An 18,002-nucleotide genomic window follows, 5' to 3' on the forward strand; every position below is an offset into this window, starting at 1 on the left:
CAGGCGCTGCAGGGCCTGGCCGGTGCGATCGGCACGCGGGCACCGGGCATGGCACGGGGCAGGGCCCGGCACTACGTCATGCGTCGGCGCGGGGTCACGTGGACTGTGCGCGCGTGCGAGGCCGTCAGGCTTCGTACGCAGATTCGCCGTGCGAGGTGACGTCCAGACCGGTGCGTTCTGCTTCCTCGCTCACGCGCAGGCCGAACACCATGCGCACCACCAGCAGGATCGCCACGGTCACTACGGCGCACCAGACGATGGTGAAGCCGACGCTGACCAGCTGCACCCAGACCTGGTGGCCGATGTCGAGGTCGGCCTTGGTGCCGCCCAGCGACTGCGCGCTGAACACACCGGTGAGGATGGCGCCGACGATGCCGCCGATGCCGTGCACGCCGAACACGTCGGCAGTGTCGTCCACGCGCAGCAGACGCTTGAGGCCGGTGACGCCCCACACGCAGACCACGCCGGCGACCAGGCCGATCACGATCGCGCCGAGCGGGCCCACGGTGCCGCAGGCCGGGGTGATGCCGACCAGGCCGGCCACTGCGCCGGAGGCCGCGCCCAGGGCCGACGGCTTGCCCTTGCTCACCGCTTCCACCAGCGTCCAGCCAAGCACCGCTGCGGCCGTGGCGAGGATGGTGTTGATGAAGGCGAGCGAGGCGACGGTATCGGCAGCGGCGGCCGAGCCGGCGTTGAAGCCGAACCAGCCCACCCACAGCAGCATCGCGCCGATGTAGGTGAACGGTACGTTGTGCGGCTTCAACGCGGTCTGGCCGTAGCCGATGCGCTTGCCGACGAAGTACGCGCCGACCAGGCCCGCCACGCCGGCATTGATGTGCACCACGGTGCCGCCGGCGAAGTCGATCGCGCCCATCTCACCCAGATAGCCGCCGCCCCAGACGATGTGCGCCATCGGGATGTAGCTCAGGGTGAACCACAATGCCGAGAACAGCAGCACCGCTTTGAACTTGATGCGTTCGGCGAAGGCGCCGACGATCAGGGCGGTGGTGATGCCGGCGAAGGTGGACTGGAAAGCGACGAACAGATAGTCCGGCAGGCCCTTGATCGGCGTGTTGCCCACCGAATCCGGCGCGAAGCCTTTGAGGAACGCGAACTCGGTGAACGAGCCGAAGAAGGCGTTGCCCTGGCTGAACACCGCGCTGTAGCCGTAGGCCACCCACAGCATCAGCACCAGCGAGAACACCACCAGAATCTGGCTGAGGATCGACAGGACGTTCTTGGACCGCACCAGGCCGCCGTAGAACAGGGCCAGGCCGGGCACCACCATCAGCAGCACCAGCAGCGTGGAGGTCAGCATCCAGGCCACATCGCCGTGATCGAAGGCGGGCGCGGCCGCGGCGGCCACCTCGGCGACCGGCACCGCCTGCGCGGTCGCGAGCGGCTCGACGGCGACGGTTTCCGACGGCGCCGGGGTGACCTGCGCCTGCGCATGCGCCTTGCCGGAGAACGCGCCAACGGCCAGGGCGCTGACCAGCATCATCAGGCACACGGCATGGAACCGGGCTTGCCACCCGGTGAACAGAGAAGTCTTCATTGTGGGCTCCGAAGGGGGTTAGAGCGCGTCGGCGCCGATTTCGCCGGTGCGGATGCGGACGACCTGCTCGACCGCGGTGACGAAGATCTTGCCGTCGCCGATCTTGCCGGTGCCGGCCGCGTTCTGGATCGCTTCGATCACCGCGTCCAGCCGGTCGTCGGTGACCACGGTTTCAATCTTGATCTTCGGCAGGAAATCCACGACGTACTCCGCGCCGCGATACAACTCGGTGTGGCCCTTCTGGCGACCGAAACCCTTGACCTCGGTCACGGTGATGCCCGACACGCCCGCATCGGAGAGGGCCTCGCGGACCTCGTCGAGCTTGAACGGCCGGATGATGGCGGAGATCAGTTTCATGCGCATATCCCGATGGTGGATGGAACCGGCCCGCGCGTGCAGGCCGATGTCAGGTCGACCGGCGACCACTTGCACATGGCCGCCGGTCGTTGCGCCGAACGTTGCATGGGCCACGCCAGTGCCGACACCCACGAAGGGCGGCGCCAGCGGTGACGCGGGAGGGAGGAAGGGCCCATGCGCGTCCGGTCTCTCTTGCCCCTGGTGAAACGTGTTGCGTGCGATGTGGCTCCCCAGCCACGCCGCATTTCTGCAAAGCGGCGACGACGACGAAGGTGGGAGGGAAGTCCTTCGTCATCGTCGCCAGGTGCTCAGTTGGCGTAGTACATCTGGTATTCGAGCGGATGGGTCGCCGCGCGGAAGCGGGTCACTTCCTGCATCTTCAGCGCGATGTAGCCGTCGATGAAGTCGTCGCTCATCACGCCGCCGGCCTTGAGGAACTCGCGATCCTTGTCCAGCGCTTCCAGGGCCTGGTCCAGCGAGGAGCAGACCTGCGGAATCAGCTTCTCTTCTTCCGGCGGCAGGTCGTACAGGTCCTTGTCGCTCGGTGCGCCCGGGTCGATCTGGTTCCGGATGCCGTCCAGGCCGGCCATCATCAGCACGGTGAAGGTCAGGTAGCCGGACTGGATCGGATCGGGGAAGCGCATTTCAATGCGGCGCGCCTTCGGGTTGGACACCCACGGAATGCGGCACGAGGCCGAACGGTTGCGGGCCGAATAGGCCAGCATCACCGGCGCTTCGAAGCCCGGGACCAGGCGCTTGTAGCTGTTGGTGCCGGCGTTGGCGAAGGCGTTGATGGCCTTGGCGTGCTTGAAGATGCCGCCGATGTACCACAGCGCCATCTGCGACAGGCCGCCGTAGCCGTCGCCGGAGAACAGGTTGACGCCGCCCTTGGACAGCGACTGGTGCACGTGCATGCCACTGCCGTTGTCGCCGACGATCGGCTTGGGCATGAAGGTGGCGGTCTTGCCGTTGCGGTGGGCGACGTTCTTGATCACGTGCTTCATGCGCAGCAGCTCATCGGCCTTCTGCACCAGGGTGCTGAACTTGGTGCCGATTTCGCACTGGCCGGCGGTGGCCACTTCGTGATGCTGCACTTCCACTTCGATGCCGACCTGTTCCAGCGTCTTGCACATTTCAGCGCGCAGGTCGTGCAGCGAGTCGGTCGGCGGGACGGGGAAGTAGCCGCCCTTCACCGCCGGACGGTAGCCGCTGTTTGCGCCGTCGTACTTGTCGCCGGTGCTCCAGGCCGCTTCTTCGGAATCGATCTTGAAGAAGGTGTGGCCCATGTCGTTGGCGAAGCGCACCGAATCGAAGATGAAGAACTCCGGCTCCGGACCGAAGAAGGCCTGCTCGGCGATGCCGGAGGACTTCAGGTAGGCCTCGGCGCGCTTGGCGATGCCGCGCGGGCAGCGGCCGTACGGCTGCATGGTGGCCGGGTCGAGGATGTCGCAGCTGATCACCAGGGTCGGGTCGGCATAGAACGGGTCGATGTAGGCGCTGGCCGGATCCGGCAGCAGGACCATGTCCGACTCATTGATGCCCTTCCAGCCGGCGATCGAGCTGCCGTCGAACATCTTGCCTTCTTCAAACAGGGCCGGCTCCACGATGCCGACGGGGAAGGTGACGTGCTGCTCGATACCGCGCATATCGACGAAACGCAGGTCGACGAACTCGATCTGGTTGTCCTTGATCAGCTTCTCAACATTTTCCACGGACATCGGTGAAACCTCGGATGGATGATTGCGTACTTGGATAGAGCAATCGGCGTGCCAACTTTTATCGCGAGCTAACCCCATGATTTCATTGAACACCTGCCCTGCTGGCGGCTGAACCGTGCGCACCATAACGGTGCAATGGCCGCACCACGCACACATTTGGTGCGCGGTTTGATGTTCTATGCTCTACCGCGATTTCACCCTTTCCGAGCCCCAGCCCGCCGATGTCCGACCTGCTCTCCGCCCTCCTGTTGGGCATTCTCGAAGGCCTCACCGAATTCCTGCCGATCTCCAGCACCGGCCACCTGCTGATCGCCCAGCACTGGCTCGGCGCGCGCTCGGACTTCTTCAACATCGTCATCCAGGCCGGTGCGATCCTGGCCATCACGCTGGTGTTCCGGCAGCGCCTGTGGTCGCTGGCCACCGGGCTGCACCAGCGTGACAACCGCGACTACGTGCTCAAGCTCGGCACCGCGTTCCTGGTCACCGCCGTGGTCGGCCTGCCGGTCCGCCTGGCCGGCTGGGAACTGCCCGAGACGGTCACGCCGGTGGCCTGGGCGCTGATCATCGGCGGGATCTGGATGATCCTGGTGGAAGCGCGCGCCGCGCGATTGCCCGATCGCGATACGGTCACCTGGAAAGTGGCGGTGCTGGTGGGCCTGGCCCAGGTGGTGGCCGGCGTGTTCCCGGGCACCTCGCGTTCGGCTGCGGCGATCTTCATCGCCATGCTGTTCGGGCTCAGCCGCCGCGCGGCCGCCACCGAGTTCGTGTTCCTGGTGGGCATCCCGACCATGTTCGCCGCCAGCGCCTACGCATTCCTGGAACTGGCCAAGGACGGCAAGCTCGCCACCGAGAACTGGACCGATGTGGGCGTGGCCTTCGTTGCCGCGGTCATCACCGGCTTCGTCGTAGTGAAGTGGCTGCTGGGCTACATCAAGGGCCACCGTTTCACCGCGTTCGCGCTGTACCGGATCGTGCTGGGCGCCGCGCTGTTGTTGTGGTTGCCGGCTGGCAACTGAACAGACCCGCCGCGCGACAACCCCGTTTTCCACGCCCCGGCGTTTTTCCCCTGGTTCCCAAGGAGATGTGCATGAACCGCAACCGCAACCTGATGCTGATCCTGCCGCTGGCCCTGCTGGCCGCCTGCAGCAACCCGTCCGCCACCGCACCTGCCGGTACCGGCGGCGATGACCTGGCTCCGGCCCCGACCGCCGCAGCCGATCAGAAGGCCGTTGCGGCACTGGACGCGCAGCGCCTGCAGGGCAACCACTGGCGCCTGGACAGCGCCACCGATGCCAGCGGCAAGCGCGTGGATGCGCTGTTCGCCCGCGAGGACAAGCCGGTCACGCTGGACTTCCAGGATGGCCGCATCGCAGTGAGCAACACCTGCAACCGCATGGGCGGCAGCTACACGTTGGCCGACGGCACGCTGACCGTGTCGCCGATGGCCTCGACCATGATGGCCTGCACCGACAAGGCGCTGATGGCGCTCGACCAGGCCATCGGCAGCCGCCTGGAAGGTGCGCTGAAGACCGAACTGGCTGGCGAAGGCCAGCTGACCCTGCGTACCGCCAGCGGCGACGTGCTGGTGTTCACCCCCGAGCCGACCGCCGAAACCCGCTACGGCGGCCCGGGCGAGACGGTGTTCCTGGAAGTGGCCGCGCAGACCAAGCCGTGCTCGCACCCGCTGATCCCGAACATGCAGTGCCTGCAGACCCGCGAAGTGGCCTTCGACGACAAGGGCCTCAAGCAGGGCACGCCGGGTGAGTTCGAGAACTTCTACGGCACCATCGAGGGCTACACCCACGAAGATGGCGTGCGCAACGTGGTGCGCGTGAAGCGCTACAAGATCGCCAACCCGCCGGCCGACGGTTCCTCCGTCGCGTATGTGCTGGACATGGTGGTCGAGTCGGCGAACGAGAAGAAGTAAGGCCGCCGCAGGGGAGGTGCCGGCCTGGGGCCGGCACCTGTCCGTGCTTCAGGCCAGCGCGGGATTGAGGGTGTAGGTCCCGTGCAGCGCCGCTTCGGCCAGGATGTGGCCCTGCATCGCACGGTGCACATCGGCAGCGGTGAACGGGGTGGGCAGCGCGAGCTGCGCCACGTCCAGGGCGAACACGCGGAAGAAATACCGGTGCACGCGCTCGTCGTTGAACGGCGGGTACGGGCCGTCATAGCCCAGGTACTGCCCGGCCATGTCCGGGTTGCCGGCAAACCAGCCGGTGAAGTCGTTCAGACCCTGGCGTGCGCCCGGCGGACCGGCCGGGGCCACCTTGCCCTTCACGGTGAACCCGTCGCTGCAGCTGCCTTCGGCGAGCTCACGCACGTCGGCGGGGATGTCGGCCATTGCCCAGTGGGTGAAATCGCCGCGCGGCTGGTCGCGCGGCACGGTGCAGTCGGAACGGCCGACCGTTCCGGGCACGGTCGGCACGTCCGGATCGATGCACAGCAGCGCGAACGCGCGCGTGCCGGCCGGGACATCGTCCCAGGCCAAGTGCGGGTTGCGGTTGCCGGCGAAACCGTGGGCGTCGCCGGCCGCGAAGGTCGCGGCGATCGGCTGGCCGCTGATCAGGCTGTTGCTGGTCAGATGCATGGGATCGTCCTCACTCTTCCGGGTAACCCAGACGCACCGCCACCGGGGTGAGCAGGGCGAACGCGCTGGCCATGATGTCGCGGTACTGGCGCCAGTGGCCGGGCGGCAGGCGTGCCGGGCCGAGGGTGTCGGCCGGCGGGAAGCGCACGCCGAACAGCGTTTCCAGGCGGTGTGCCATCGCGCCGGCATCGTTGCCGATGTCGTCGATGCGCAGCAGCACATGCGGGTACAGGCTCTGCTCGTGCAGCGTGGCCACCTGGGCCAGTGCGCGGGCCAGCCATTCGGCGGCTTCGTTGAGCGAGTTCACCGCGAACGGTGCCGGGGCGCCGAAGGCCATCCAGTCCAGCAGCATGTCGCGCGGATCGCGCAGTGCCACCAGCAGGCGGCCTTCCGGCAGCTGCGGACGCAGTGCCCACAGCAGGGCGTTGTCCCACCACAGCAGCCAGTCGATCACGGTGCCGTCGGCCAGGCCGCGCGCGGGCAGGGTTTCACGCCACTGCTCGACCAGACGCTCCGGGGTCAGCTTGCCGGTCGAGAGCTCCTGCAGCGTGTGGTAGCTCTGGAAGGCATCGTCGGGCGGGGTCGGGCCGAACCGGTCGCCGCGCAGCACCGGGCTGGCCGCGGCGATGCCGGCGATCACCCGCTCCACGCCGGAGCCCGGGGCGCCCCACACGAACATCGGGCGGGCGCTGACGTCGTCGCCCACTGGCGCCAGATCCGGCCAGCTCAGCGGCGCCTTGGCCTGCGGCGGCAGCGGCAGACGCTGCGGCGACTGCGCCGCGTGCACGCCCAGCCAGGTGTCGAGCGCGTCACGGTGCTGGCCGGCACGGTCCTGCACCGCGCCCAGCCACGACCGCAGGCCATCGCGGGCCTCGGCCGGGGCCTGTTCGATGAACTGCTGGACATGCACCACGGCGGCGGCCGGATCGCGCTTCAGCAGCGCTTCGACGATGCGGGTCTCGCCGCTGGCACGGCCGGGTTCGAGCGCGACGATGCGGCGGGCCACCGCCTCGGCGCCGTCCACGTCCTTGGCCATGTCGTGCAGGCGCATGCGCGTTTCCAGCGCCGGCAGATGCACCGGCATCGCCTGCAGCCAGCGTTCGGTGACCGCCACGGCCTCATCGCTGCCCACCGACTCCACCGACAGGCGCGCCAGCCACAGGTCGTGCACCTCCGGGTGCGATTCCAGCGCGGCGTCCAGATGCTCGCGGGCCTGCTGTTCGCGGCCAAGTCGCTGCCAGCACATGAGCAGCAGCTGCAGCACCTGGCGGTCCGAGGGAGCCTGCTCCAGTGCGGGCAGCAGATGCTCCAGCGCCTGCAGCGGTTGCCCGGACTGCAGCGCCAGTTCGCCGGCCAGGCGGCGCATGGCCACGCTGTCGCCGCCCGGGGCGGCCAGCATCGGGCCCATCATGGCCGCCGCGCTGTCCACGTGGCCCTGGCGCAGCGCCAACTGCACGACCAGGCCCTGCAGCGTGGTCAGCGTGGGATTGAGCTCAAGCACGCGGCGGAACGCCTGTTCGGCGAAGGCCAGCATGTCCTTGCCCAGGTAGGCAAAACCGAGCGCGTACAACACGCGCGAGTCGCCCGGCATGGCTTCGCTGGCGGCCGACAGCAGGGCCAGGGCACGGTCGCCCTCGCCACGGCGCAGCGCCACCATGCCGTTGATGGCGGCCACTTCAGGGTGGTCTTCCTCGATGCGGCTGGCCAGGCGCGCCAGGCGCTCGGCTTCGTCCACGTCGTTGCGGCCCAGCGCCAGGTGGGCCTGCATCAGGTAGGCCGACAGTTCGTTGGGGTTGAGCGCGGCGGTGCGGTCCAGCGCCGAGCCGGCGGCCTCGAACTGACGCAGCGCCATCAACAGGCCGGCCTGCATCAGGTGCAGGTCGGCATCGTCCGGGGCCAGCGCCAGCGCCTGCTGCAGGCTCTCCAGGGCCGGTTCGAGCTGATCCTGCTGCTGCAGCGCCAGGGCCAGCAGGCGATGGGCCTGCGGCTGGGTCGGTTCGGCCGCGGTCCACTCGCGGGCCAGCTGCACGGCATCGTCCACCGCGTTGCGGCGCAGGGCTTGAATGATCTTGTCTTGCATGACGGTCCAGCTTGGGGTCAAACCCCGATTGTAGGGTCGCGCCGGGGTCGCTGCCGACATTCCGGGCGATCGGCCGGCTCCGGGCTCAGCGCGGCAGCGCTTCCAGGCGCAGGCGCTGGGCGACCCAGCGCTCGGAGAAGCCATCGCCGCGCCAGTTCTCCAGGAAGCCGCAATGGCCGCCCCACGGGGCGATTTCCAGGTGGGCGTGGGCCGGCAGTCGCCAGCCGTTGAAGGTGGCGAACGGGATCACCGGGTCGTCCTGCGCCATCAGGATGTCGGCCGGCACTTCCAGCCCGGCCAAGCGGTCGCCGGCGATGGAGTAGCCGTCGAAGTACGCCTGCAGCGAGCCGAAATCGGTGTGGTGTTCGACCAGCCATGCGGTCAGCGCGCGGATGTCCAGCTTGAGCACGCGGTCATCCCAGTCGCTCAGCTCCGGGAAGAGATCGCGCTTGCGGCGCAGCGAACCGGCCCATTTGCGCCGGAAATACCAGTCGTACATCGCCGGACCGTTCTCGATGCTTTCCATCGTGATCGCCGGATCCAGCACCGGGCACACCGAGGCCACCCGCCGCAGCGGCACGCCCGCCGAGGGCGCACGCAGCGCCAGACGCAGCACGAAGTTGCCGCCCAGCGAATAGCCCGCCGCCACCAGCGGCAGGGAGGGCCAGCGCCGCGCGATGTCGCCGGCGGCCTGCACCACTTCATCGATGCGGTTGGAGTGGAAGATGCCGGGATTGAGGTGATGGGTGTTGCCGTGGTCGCGGAAGTTCAACCGGACCACGTCGTACCCTTCCTCGAGCATGCGCGCGGCAGTCATGCGCATGTAGCTCGACTCCGCGCTGCCTTCCCACCCGTGCAGCAGCAGCGCCATGCCGACCGGCTCGCGGTCGTCGATGCGGCTGTGCCAGCCCTGCAGTCGCACGCCTTCGCCGCCATCCAGGATCAGCTCTTCAGTCACCGCCCCGGTCGCGGCCAGCAGCATCAGGCCGCGCTGCATGCGCATGCGGCTGGAACTGAGCATCGACTGCAGGTGCGGATTGCGCAGCCAACGCGGCGGACGGTAGTCGGCAGCGGTCAACATGGGCGCGAGCCTGCTCCGGCCTCCGACGCTGGCGCGTGAAGAAGCGCCATCGCCCTACTCGGCAGTCATGGCCGCCAGGATGCGCGCACGCGAGGTTTCGGCGATGCGGCGACGGCCGTCCAGATCATGGGTGTCGATGGGCGCGAGGAAATGCACCTCGGCCCGGCGTGCGGGTTCGCCCAGCAGGCGCAGGAAATTGGCGAAGAAACTCTCGCCGGGGCCGAAGGCGACAATCGTCTGCGCATCGCCGTGATGGCCGTAGCGCAGCGCCACCGGCTGCACCGGCACCTGGGTTTCGACCGCGGCCTGGAAGATGCGCGCATGGAACGGCCCGACATCGTGGCCGCCGCGGGTGCGGCCTTCGGGGAACACGCCGACGGCATGGCCCTCGCGCAGCCGGACCACCATCGCCTGCATCACCCCGCCCAGCGACTCGGTACTGCCGCGCTGGTGGAAGATGGTCTGGCCGCGTGCGGCGAGCCAGCCGACCACCGGCCAGCCGGCGATTTCGCGCTTGGCCACAAAGCCCATCATGCGCTGGCTGTGCAGCATGGAAATGTCGACCCAGCTGACGTGGTTGGCCACGAACAGCACCGCGCCCGGCAACGGCTCGCCGATGCGGCGCGTGCGGAAGCCGAAGATCCACATCAGGCCGCCGGACCAGGCGTTGACCACCGCATGTTCCAAGGGACGGCCACCCACGCGGAGGCGCCCCCACGGCGGCAGCATGCCGATCAGGGTCAGCGGCAGGAACAGCAACAGGTGGACCAGCAGCAGCGGTACGCGGTACAGGTAGCGGCACACACGCGCCACGCCGCCACGTGGGGCCGGGGTGGGGGAAGTCATCCGCGAACGATACCCGAGCGCCGCAGGCTCTGCCAGCGTATAGCGGTCAGATCGATGACATGCCGGGGCCAGCCGCCGGCCCCGGTCAAGCCACTGCCCATCCACGGCACAACGCCCCCGCCGTCAGTGCGCCGGCGCACTGAGCCGACCGGCGCAACACAGCATCCGTGCGGTGCGTCGATCAGCCCGGCCGTACCGCCGGCACCACCGCCAGGGTCAGCCGCGACGTGCACACCAGGCGACCCGCGTCATCTTCGATGCGGATGTCCCACACATGCGTGCTGCGCCCGACATGCACCGCGCGCGCGGTACCGGTGACGAGGCCGCCGCGCATCGCACGGATGTGGTTGGCGTTGATCTCCAGGCCGACGCAGACCTGCTGGGTGGTGTCCACGCACAGGTTGCCGGCACTGCTGCCGAGGGTTTCGGCCAGCACCACCGAAGCGCCACCGTGCAGGATGCCGTACGGCTGGCGGGTGCGTTCGTCCACCGGCATGGTGGCGCTGACCCAGTCCTCGCCGGCCGCGGTGAACACGATGCCCAGGTGCTCGATCAGGGTGTTGCGGCTCAGCGCGTTGAGTGCCTCGATGGACACTGCCTCGCGGAATACCTGGGTCATGCCGTGTCTCCGTCAGACGTAAGCGTTCAAAGAATCGGTACCAGCCCCGCGCCGAACGCGGTCAGCATGCGCACCAGCAGCCACTTCGGGCCGACGTTGACTTCGGGGAAGTCGCCCACGGCGGTGTAGCACGCGTGGAAGTTGGCGTCCTGGCGGGGCAGCGGCCGGGGGCAGTCCGGACCGGGCTGGAATTCGTAATCGGTGGCGTAGCGCCACGGCCAGAAATCCAGCACGGGCAGCGCCTCGGAGGCCTTGCCGACGCTGTAGTTCAGGCCGGACAACACCGGCGGCTTGGCGCGCGGTGCCACCGTCCAGGAGTTCTTCGGGTCGATGTCGCGCAGGATGCTCTGGGCAAGCTGCTCGGCGAACACCGGGTCGTCGATGATCACCGCGCCTTCGGTGTTGTAGTTCTCGCTGCGCGGATCGAAGTTGTGCGTGCCGATCACACCGATGCGGCGGTCCACCACCATCGACTTGGCGTGCAGCCCCATGCGCGCGCCGGTGCGGGTGACCGGCAGCGGCTTGTTGACCGCCTTGGTGCCCAGGAACGAAGGGCGCGTTTCGGCGCGCAGCACGCGGCGCTCGACCTCGCTGCCGTCGGTACCACGACGGCGGCCGCTCGGGCTGCTGTCGCGGGTGCCGTTACGACGCGCGGTGATGCTGCGTTCACTGCCACTGCCGCTGCTGCCACCGTGTGCGTTGCTGCCGGCCGCGCTGCCACCGATCAGGCTGCTGCGCCGGCCTTCACCGGGCGTGGCTTCGCCCAGCGGTGCCGGCAACAGGTTGCGGTAGTCCACCGGCGCATCCAGCGGGAACGGCTTGTATTCGTAGATGTTGAAACCCAGCTCGCGCAGGTTGCGGCGTTTGTACTTGTAGGACAGCGCGTACACGATGGGGTTGTCGGTGGCGGCCAGGCTGTTGGTGGACACCACGATGCGCGGTGCCTGCGGCCGCTTGCGCAGCTCGCGGAACAGCGTCCGGGCCGGCTTGGACAGCACCAGGTAGGGTGTCTGCAGCAGCACTTCGGACCGGGCGCCGGCAATCAGCGCATCCAACTGCGGCTCGGTCACGTGCTGGCCGTTGGCCGGTTGGCTGGCGCGCTCGCGGCGGTGCTTGCGTGGCAGGTCGGCCACGTACTGGACCGCCGCCACCGGCAGGGCGGTATCGACGAATGTGCGCGTGATGAAGGCCGGGTCGTCGGCTTCGGCACTCACCCGCGCGACCCGCTCCGGACGCCGGAAACCGGTCGGCGGCATCGCCGGCACGCCCTGTCGCAGCAGGGTGCGGCCGACATCGTTCAGGCGCTCGGCCGGCACACTGCGTGGCGCGCGCCAGAACGCGTCGAAGTTGGCCGCCATCTCGCGCACTTCGGGGCCGGCGACCACCACGTCGCGATCGCGGAAGTTGTACTCGGCGTCCCAGTCGTAATAGTCGTCCTGGTAGTTGCGCCCGCCGACCATGCCGAGCGCGTCGTCGACCACCAGCAGCTTGTTGTGCATGCGCTGGTTGAAGCGCCGGAAGCAGCACAGCACGCTGCCGGCGTAGTCGAAGTAGTTCAGCCGCGCCTTGCCGAAGGTCGGGTTGTAGACGCGCAGTTCGAAATTCTGATGGCTGCCGGCAAGCGCGCCGAGGATCTCCAGGTCGGAGATCGCCGACAGCTGGTCGATCAGCACCCGCACCTTGACCCCGCGCCGGGCCGCGCCCAGCAGTTCGTCCAGGATCAGCCGGGCGCTGTCGTCCTTGTCGAAGATGTAGGTCTGCAGGTCGATGCTGCGCGAGGCGCTGCGGATCAGGTTCAGGCGCGCCACCAGCGAGGCCTCGCCCTCGTCGACGATGGTGGCGTAGTGGCGCGGTGCATCGGGCAGGGACTCGGCGAACGCCCGCCCGCCCAGCGCGCGCAGCGGCGAATCCAGCGCGCAGCGGTCGGGGCGGTCGCAGTCCACCGCCGTGGAGCGCGCCTGCACGGCAATGCCGGCCGCGCGGTCGCGCTCCGCGTTGGACAGCGACGCACAGCCGCCGGCCAGCAACAGGGTTGCCAGCAAACCAAGCCGCAGCAGTAGATTCACGGTTTCGGCGCCTCGCTCAGACGCGCACGCAATACAAAGGTCACTCGATCACTCAGGGCTAGCTGCCAACTGTCCATGCCATAGCGGCCACGTTGAACGTTGCCACGGCTGACCACGTCGCAATCATACCCGGCCCGGGGGCATTCGGCTTTTTCCACGCGCAGGGTCTCCGGGTGGCTGACCCCCCGCAGGATCAGCCGGCCTTCGATGGCCCCGCCCTTGTCGACCACCTCGGGCCAGTACGGCACCGAGTCGAACTCCACCACCGGGTAGCGGTCGGCGTCGAAGAACTCGTCGCCGCGCATCCAGCCGGTGTAGCGCGGCTTGCCGGGGATCTCCACGTAGCGGGTGAACATCCGCAGGTGGACCTGGTGACGACCGTCGGACAGTACCTCGATGCGCCCCTCAAACCGCGGGAACACCCCCTCGATGCGCTGCCCCAGCCGGGTCCGGATCTCGAACCCGAACCGCGACTGGGCCGTATCCAGTGCCAGCGAACGGGCCACGGGCACCGGTGCCGGCGGTTCGGCACAGGCCACCCCGGCCGCCAGCAGGGCCAGCCAGCCCAGTACGGCGCGAACTGCTGCCACCGGTTACGGCCACCAGAAGGCGGTCAAGCGGGCCACGCCCGGTTCGATGGAGGCCTCGCGGTCGAAGGCAAGCACCGCGATGCCGGCCGGCGGCATGCCGCGGTAGTCGCTGGTGCTGCCCTCGCTCATCAAGGCCACCAGGCGCTCCAGGCCGGGGTTGTGGCCGACCACGAGCAGCCGGTCGACCTCGCGGCGGTCATCGATCAACCCGGCCAAGGTGCCCGGGGTGGCGTCGTATACGGCATCTTCCAGCCGCTTTTCCACGAAGCCGGTCACGCCCAGCACCGCTTCAAGGGTCTCGCGGGTGCGGCGGGCCGGCGAGCACAGCACGCAGTCCGGCAGCAGATTGTTGTCCTTGAGCCAGCGGCCGGCGGCCTCGGCTTCGGCCAGCCCGACCGGAGACAGCGGGCGGTCCAGGTCGGCCTGGCCGGTGCTGGCGGCTTCGGCATGGGCATGGCGCAGCAGAATCAGTTCTCGCATGGGATCTCTTCCGTATCAGGCGTTCTTCAGCCACTTCAACAGCGGCTCCCAGTCACTCTGGTGCTCGCGCACCTGGGCCGAGCGGTAGTCGAACAGACTCCGCCCCAACCCGACCATCACCACATAGCTCTGGCTGTCGCGCAACTGCGCAACCACCTCGTAAGGCCATTCGGACAACATCTGGATCGCCTGCTGGGAGGTCTGCGTCCACGGCTTGGTGCGGTTGAGCACCAGCCCCACCGGCAGGCTCCGGTTGTGCACGCGGGGGACCCGCGACAGGCTGTTGAGGAAACCGACGATGGCTTCGATGTCCAGCGCGGAAGGCAGCACCGGCACCACCACCGCATCGGCCACGTCGAGGAAATGGGGCAGATCATCGGCCAGGGCACCGGCCGGGGCATCGATGATGACCTGCTCGGTACCCTCCGGGAGCAGGCGCTCCCACTGCTTCCTGCGATACACGTCGATCGGCAGCACGGCACTTTCGAGCACCGAGCGGCGCTGCGCCCAGCGGGTGCTGGAGCCCTGCGGGTCGGCATCGGCCAGGACGGTCCGTTTACCCTCCAGCGCCGAATGCGCCGCCAGGTGGGTGGCGACGGTGGTCTTGCCCACCCCGCCCTTGGAACCGGCCACCAGAATCGTCTTCATGCAAGCCTCGCTTCCGGGAAACGTCGCCGCAGCGTACACCGCCCTCCGTGACGGTGATAGTCGCGCGGCTGAACCCCGTGCAGGTCACGGCGCTTTGCTATCGTTGCCGATCCAATGGACTGCACCCCGGCATGAGCGAGTTACAGGACCTCAGCGCGCTGATCCGCGCCAACACCCCGTTGATCATCATCGAGACCCAGGACGAGGGTCGCATCGTGGAGCTGTTCCGGCAGACCCTGATGCACGTCTGGCGTGCGCTGCACCGCTGGTCGATCACCGAGGGCCTGCGCCGCATCGACATGGACCGCGAGGACGACCCGGTCGGACCGCCCGATGCCAGCGCGGCGCTGCAGATGATCCGCCAGGCCGAACAACGCGGCATCTACCTGCTGCTCGATTTCCATCCCTACCTGGGCTATGCCAGCCACCAGCGCGCGTTGCGCGACCTGATCCAGCGGCGCAACTGCCAGGCCCATGTGCTGGTGCTGATCGGGGCCAAGGTGGAGCTGCCGGCCGAGCTGGAAGCGCTGGCGACCCGCTTCAATCCGCGCCTGCCCGACCTCAACGCCCTGCTGAAGATGCTGCGCGAGGAAGCCGAGGCGTATGCCCGCGAGAACGGCGGCCGCCGCGTCGAGGTGGACAACGAGGCGGTCAAGAAGATCCTGCACAACCTGCGCGGGCTGAGCATGGTCGATGCCCGGCGCATCGCCCGGCAGCTGATCTTCGCCGATGGCGCGCTCAGCCAGGACGACCTGCCGCAGCTGGCGCGGTTGAAGTTCGATCTGCTCAACCGCGCCGGACACCTGCACTACGAGTACGACACCACCCGCTTTGCCGATGTGGCCGGGGCCAACCGGCTCAAGCGCTGGGTCAACCAGCGCCGCCCGGTGTTCCTCGGCGGCACCGGCCCGGCCGGGCTGGACCCGCCCAAGGGCATGCTGCTGCTCGGCGTGCAGGGCTGCGGCAAATCGATGCTGGCCAAGGCCACGGCGGCCGGCTTCGGCGTGCCGCTGCTGCGCCTGGACGTTGGCAGCCTGTACGACAAGTACCACGGCGAAACCGAGAAGAACCTGCGCGACGCGCTGGCCTCGGCCGAGCAGCTGGCGCCCTGCGTGCTGTGGATCGACGAGATCGAGAAGGGCCTGGCCAGCGGTGGCGAGGACGGCGGCGTGTCGCGACGGGTGCTGGGCCATCTGCTGACCTGGCTGGCCGAGCGCACGGCCACGGTGTTCATCGTGGCCACCGCCAACCAGGTGCATGAACTGCCGGCCGAGCTGCTGCGCAAGGGCCGCTTCGACGAGATTTTCTTCGTCGACCTGCCAGATGCCAACACGCGGGTGGAGCTGCTGCGCCTGCACCTGGGGCGACGCCAGCTCAACGCCGACGATTTCGCGCTGCCGGCGTTGGCCGCCGCCGCCGAGGGGTTCTCCGGCGCGGAGATCGAGCAGGCGATCGTCGCCGGCCTGTATGCCGCGCACGCCGAAGAGCGCCGCCTGGACACCGACCTGCTGATGGGCGAGATCCGCGGCAGCCGCCCATTGTCGGTGCTGATGGCCGAGCAGGTCAGCGCCCTGCGCGACTGGGCCAGGGGCCGCACCGTCAACGCCGACGGGTAGTACGGCACGGGCTAGTGCAGCGCCCGCAGCACCCCTAGCCACGCCGGCAGGGTCGCCAGCGACAGCACGATGCCATAACCCACCATCGCCGCCGCCAGGCGGGGCGCCAGCCGATGCTCGATCGCCAGTGCGGCGGCGGTGATCATGGTCGGCATCGCCGATTCGAGCACGCTGACCTGCAGCATCGCGCCCTGCAGGCCGAACGCCCAGGCGATCGGCAACGCCAGCGCAGGCATGACCACCAGCTTGAGCAGCAGGCCGATCCCCAGCGGCGCGAGTTCGGCCTGCGACAGCCGCAGCTGGATCGAGAACCCCACCGCCAGCATCACCAGCGGCAGCATCGCATCGGCCAGTTGCTTGAGGCCGGTGCCGATCCACGCCGGCGGCTGCGCCGGCATCAGCACCAGGGCGAACACCAGGGCCCACAACGGCGGGAAGCGGACGATCCGCAGCAGCACCTGCGCTGCCGTGGGCGGCCGGTCGCCGCTGTAGCGCGCGATCACGTACAGGCCGAAAGTGGAGAGCAGCACGAACGTGCCGAACTGGTCATAGACCACCGCATACGGCAACGCGGCGTCGCCCAGCAGGGCACGCACCATCGGATAGCCGATGAAACTGGAGTTGGCCAGCGCCACGCAGATCAGCAGCACCGCGTGCACGTCGCGGGCAAAGCCGAACACCCGTGTGGCCAACGACACCAGCGCCCAGGTGGCCAGCATCAGCAGCCACGGCGTGGCCATCAGCCCCACCAGGCTGGCGTCGAGCCGCAGGCGCGGCACGTAGATCAGCACCGCTGCGGGCAGGCACACGTACAGCACGATGCGGTTGAGCGCATCGGCCGTGTTGTCCGGCAACGCGCGCAGGCGCGAGAACGCCATGCCCAGGCCGAGCATGGTCAGGATCAGGGCGAATGCATCGAAAGCCATCGGCGCAGCCTAGCCGATGTACCCGCGTATTCAGCCCCGACAATGGTCGTAGGACCGGTGCGCCACGGCGCACCGGCCTCGGCTTACGGCCAGGCCGGCGGTTTGGCCGCCCACGCCTGCTGGATCTCCACCAGCACCGCACGCTCGCTGTCGCGCCAGTCAGGCAGCAGCTCGGCAAAGCGCGCGTTGCTGCTCCACAGCTGCGGCTCGGTGCGCACCGCGGCGGCGTACCACTGCACCGCCTCGTCCTTGCGACCCAGTGTCCACAGCGCCAGCGCATAGGTCGGCGGCGCCCACGACGGGTTGCCGCGCAGCCCGGCATGGGCTGCCGACCACTGTGCCAGCGCCGGTTCGACCTCACCGAGCCGGAACAGATCCCAACCGTAGTTCCAGCGGACCGAACGCCCCGGCACCGAACTGGCGGCCGCGTTGCCCAACGCCTCCTGGTACAGGGTGCGACCGAGATCGGTGCGGCCCTGGCCCATTGCCACGCCGGCCAGCTGCACCGTCGCCTCCAGGGCTTTGCGCCCGCGTTCGCGCTGCCGCATCAGCTGGTCGACCAGGGTGCTGCCCTGCCCTTCCACCACCACCATCGGTGCGGCCGCGCTGTCGCTGTCGAAGTAGAACTCCTGCAGTGCCGGCAACGGCTGCGCCGCTGCGTTGAATACCGAAGCCCCCACGGCCAGGCACAGCCCGGCCAGCATCTGTCTTGCAACTGCCATTCAAACTCCCCCAGGTTGTCACAACAACCTCCCATCCCGATCCTAACCTCAGCGAGCGCTCCGGCGCGAGTCCCGGGCCTGGACAGGCCCACTGTTACAATCCGCGCCTTT

17 protein-coding genes are annotated in these 18,002 nt (G+C 68.7%); 3 read left to right on the forward strand and 14 right to left on the reverse strand.

Going from position 1 to position 18,002, the window contains the following annotated elements:
• Positions 1-124: 124 nt before the first annotated feature.
• From GDJ08_RS18485 to glnA, 3 genes are all read right to left on the reverse strand, one after another.
• Complete coding sequence (locus GDJ08_RS18485; RefSeq protein ID WP_136006745.1) at positions 125-1,555, reverse strand: ammonium transporter; 1,431 nt, start codon at positions 1,553-1,555, stop codon at positions 125-127.
• Positions 1,556-1,573: 18 nt separating this feature from the next.
• Entirely contained in the window at positions 1,574-1,912 is a 339-nt protein-coding gene (locus GDJ08_RS18490; protein WP_165699847.1) for a P-II family nitrogen regulator, read from the reverse strand.
• Between the two features lie 308 nt (positions 1,913-2,220).
• Complete coding sequence (glnA, locus tag GDJ08_RS18495) at positions 2,221-3,630, reverse strand: type I glutamate--ammonia ligase (protein WP_017357050.1); 1,410 nt, start codon at positions 3,628-3,630, stop codon at positions 2,221-2,223.
• A 221-nt stretch (positions 3,631-3,851) separates the two neighbouring features.
• Here glnA and GDJ08_RS18500 point away from each other — a divergent pair, with 221 nt between their 5' ends.
• Together GDJ08_RS18500 and GDJ08_RS18505 are read left to right on the forward strand one after the other, a co-directional pair.
• Positions 3,852-4,646, forward strand: coding sequence for an undecaprenyl-diphosphate phosphatase (locus GDJ08_RS18500; RefSeq protein WP_017357051.1), 795 nt, complete (start codon positions 3,852-3,854; stop codon positions 4,644-4,646).
• Between the two features lie 65 nt (positions 4,647-4,711).
• Positions 4,712-5,557, forward strand: coding sequence for an META domain-containing protein (locus GDJ08_RS18505; RefSeq protein WP_017357052.1), 846 nt, complete (start codon positions 4,712-4,714; stop codon positions 5,555-5,557).
• A 48-nt stretch (positions 5,558-5,605) separates the two neighbouring features.
• Here GDJ08_RS18505 and GDJ08_RS18510 read toward each other — a convergent pair whose 3' ends face one another.
• The 9 genes from GDJ08_RS18510 to GDJ08_RS18550 form a co-directional block, all read right to left on the reverse strand.
• A complete protein-coding gene (locus GDJ08_RS18510) occupies positions 5,606-6,217 on the reverse strand; it encodes a YbhB/YbcL family Raf kinase inhibitor-like protein (RefSeq protein WP_153165459.1) in 612 nt (203 codons plus the stop codon).
• A 10-nt stretch (positions 6,218-6,227) separates the two neighbouring features.
• Complete coding sequence (locus tag GDJ08_RS18515; protein ID WP_136006751.1) at positions 6,228-8,297, reverse strand: tetratricopeptide repeat protein; 2,070 nt, start codon at positions 8,295-8,297, stop codon at positions 6,228-6,230.
• Positions 8,298-8,382: 85 nt separating this feature from the next.
• Entirely contained in the window at positions 8,383-9,375 is a 993-nt protein-coding gene (locus GDJ08_RS18520) for a YheT family hydrolase (protein ID WP_026070676.1), read from the reverse strand.
• Between the two features lie 57 nt (positions 9,376-9,432).
• On the reverse strand, positions 9,433-10,224 hold the full coding sequence (locus GDJ08_RS18525) for a lysophospholipid acyltransferase family protein (RefSeq protein ID WP_017355484.1): 792 nt from the start codon (positions 10,222-10,224) through the stop codon (positions 9,433-9,435).
• Between the two features lie 181 nt (positions 10,225-10,405).
• Positions 10,406-10,843, reverse strand: a complete 438-nt coding sequence (locus GDJ08_RS18530) for a hotdog fold thioesterase (RefSeq protein ID WP_017355483.1) — start codon at positions 10,841-10,843, stop codon at positions 10,406-10,408.
• A gap of 26 nt (positions 10,844-10,869) precedes the next feature.
• Positions 10,870-12,909, reverse strand: coding sequence for a phospholipase D family protein (locus GDJ08_RS18535; RefSeq protein ID WP_017355482.1), 2,040 nt, complete (start codon positions 12,907-12,909; stop codon positions 10,870-10,872).
• Positions 12,906-13,460, reverse strand: coding sequence for a YceI family protein (locus GDJ08_RS18540; RefSeq protein WP_051008581.1), 555 nt, complete (start codon positions 13,458-13,460; stop codon positions 12,906-12,908). Before GDJ08_RS18540 ends, GDJ08_RS18535 begins: the two co-directional genes overlap by 4 nt.
• Positions 13,461-13,502: 42 nt before the next feature.
• Positions 13,503-13,979 (reverse strand): SixA phosphatase family protein, encoded by a 477-nt coding sequence (locus GDJ08_RS18545; RefSeq protein WP_017355480.1) that lies wholly within the window; start codon positions 13,977-13,979, stop codon positions 13,503-13,505.
• Positions 13,980-13,994: 15 nt separating this feature from the next.
• Entirely contained in the window at positions 13,995-14,627 is a 633-nt protein-coding gene (locus tag GDJ08_RS18550; RefSeq protein ID WP_017355479.1) for a ParA family protein, read from the reverse strand.
• Between the two features lie 131 nt (positions 14,628-14,758).
• On the opposite strand from GDJ08_RS18550, the gene GDJ08_RS18555 reads away from it, so the two are divergent.
• Complete coding sequence (locus GDJ08_RS18555; RefSeq protein WP_017355478.1) at positions 14,759-16,243, forward strand: AAA family ATPase; 1,485 nt, start codon at positions 14,759-14,761, stop codon at positions 16,241-16,243.
• A gap of 11 nt (positions 16,244-16,254) precedes the next feature.
• Here the strand turns inward: GDJ08_RS18555 and GDJ08_RS18560 are convergent, their stop codons facing one another.
• Both GDJ08_RS18560 and GDJ08_RS18565 read right to left on the reverse strand, forming a co-directional pair.
• Positions 16,255-17,169, reverse strand: a complete 915-nt coding sequence (locus tag GDJ08_RS18560) for an AEC family transporter (RefSeq protein WP_153165460.1) — start codon at positions 17,167-17,169, stop codon at positions 16,255-16,257.
• Between the two features lie 83 nt (positions 17,170-17,252).
• Complete coding sequence (locus GDJ08_RS18565; RefSeq protein WP_017355476.1) at positions 17,253-17,891, reverse strand: hypothetical protein; 639 nt, start codon at positions 17,889-17,891, stop codon at positions 17,253-17,255.
• Positions 17,892-18,002: the final 111 nt, after the last annotated feature.

The organism is Stenotrophomonas nematodicola (assembly GCF_009467805.1).
GTDB lineage: Bacteria > Pseudomonadota > Gammaproteobacteria > Xanthomonadales > Xanthomonadaceae > Stenotrophomonas > Stenotrophomonas nematodicola.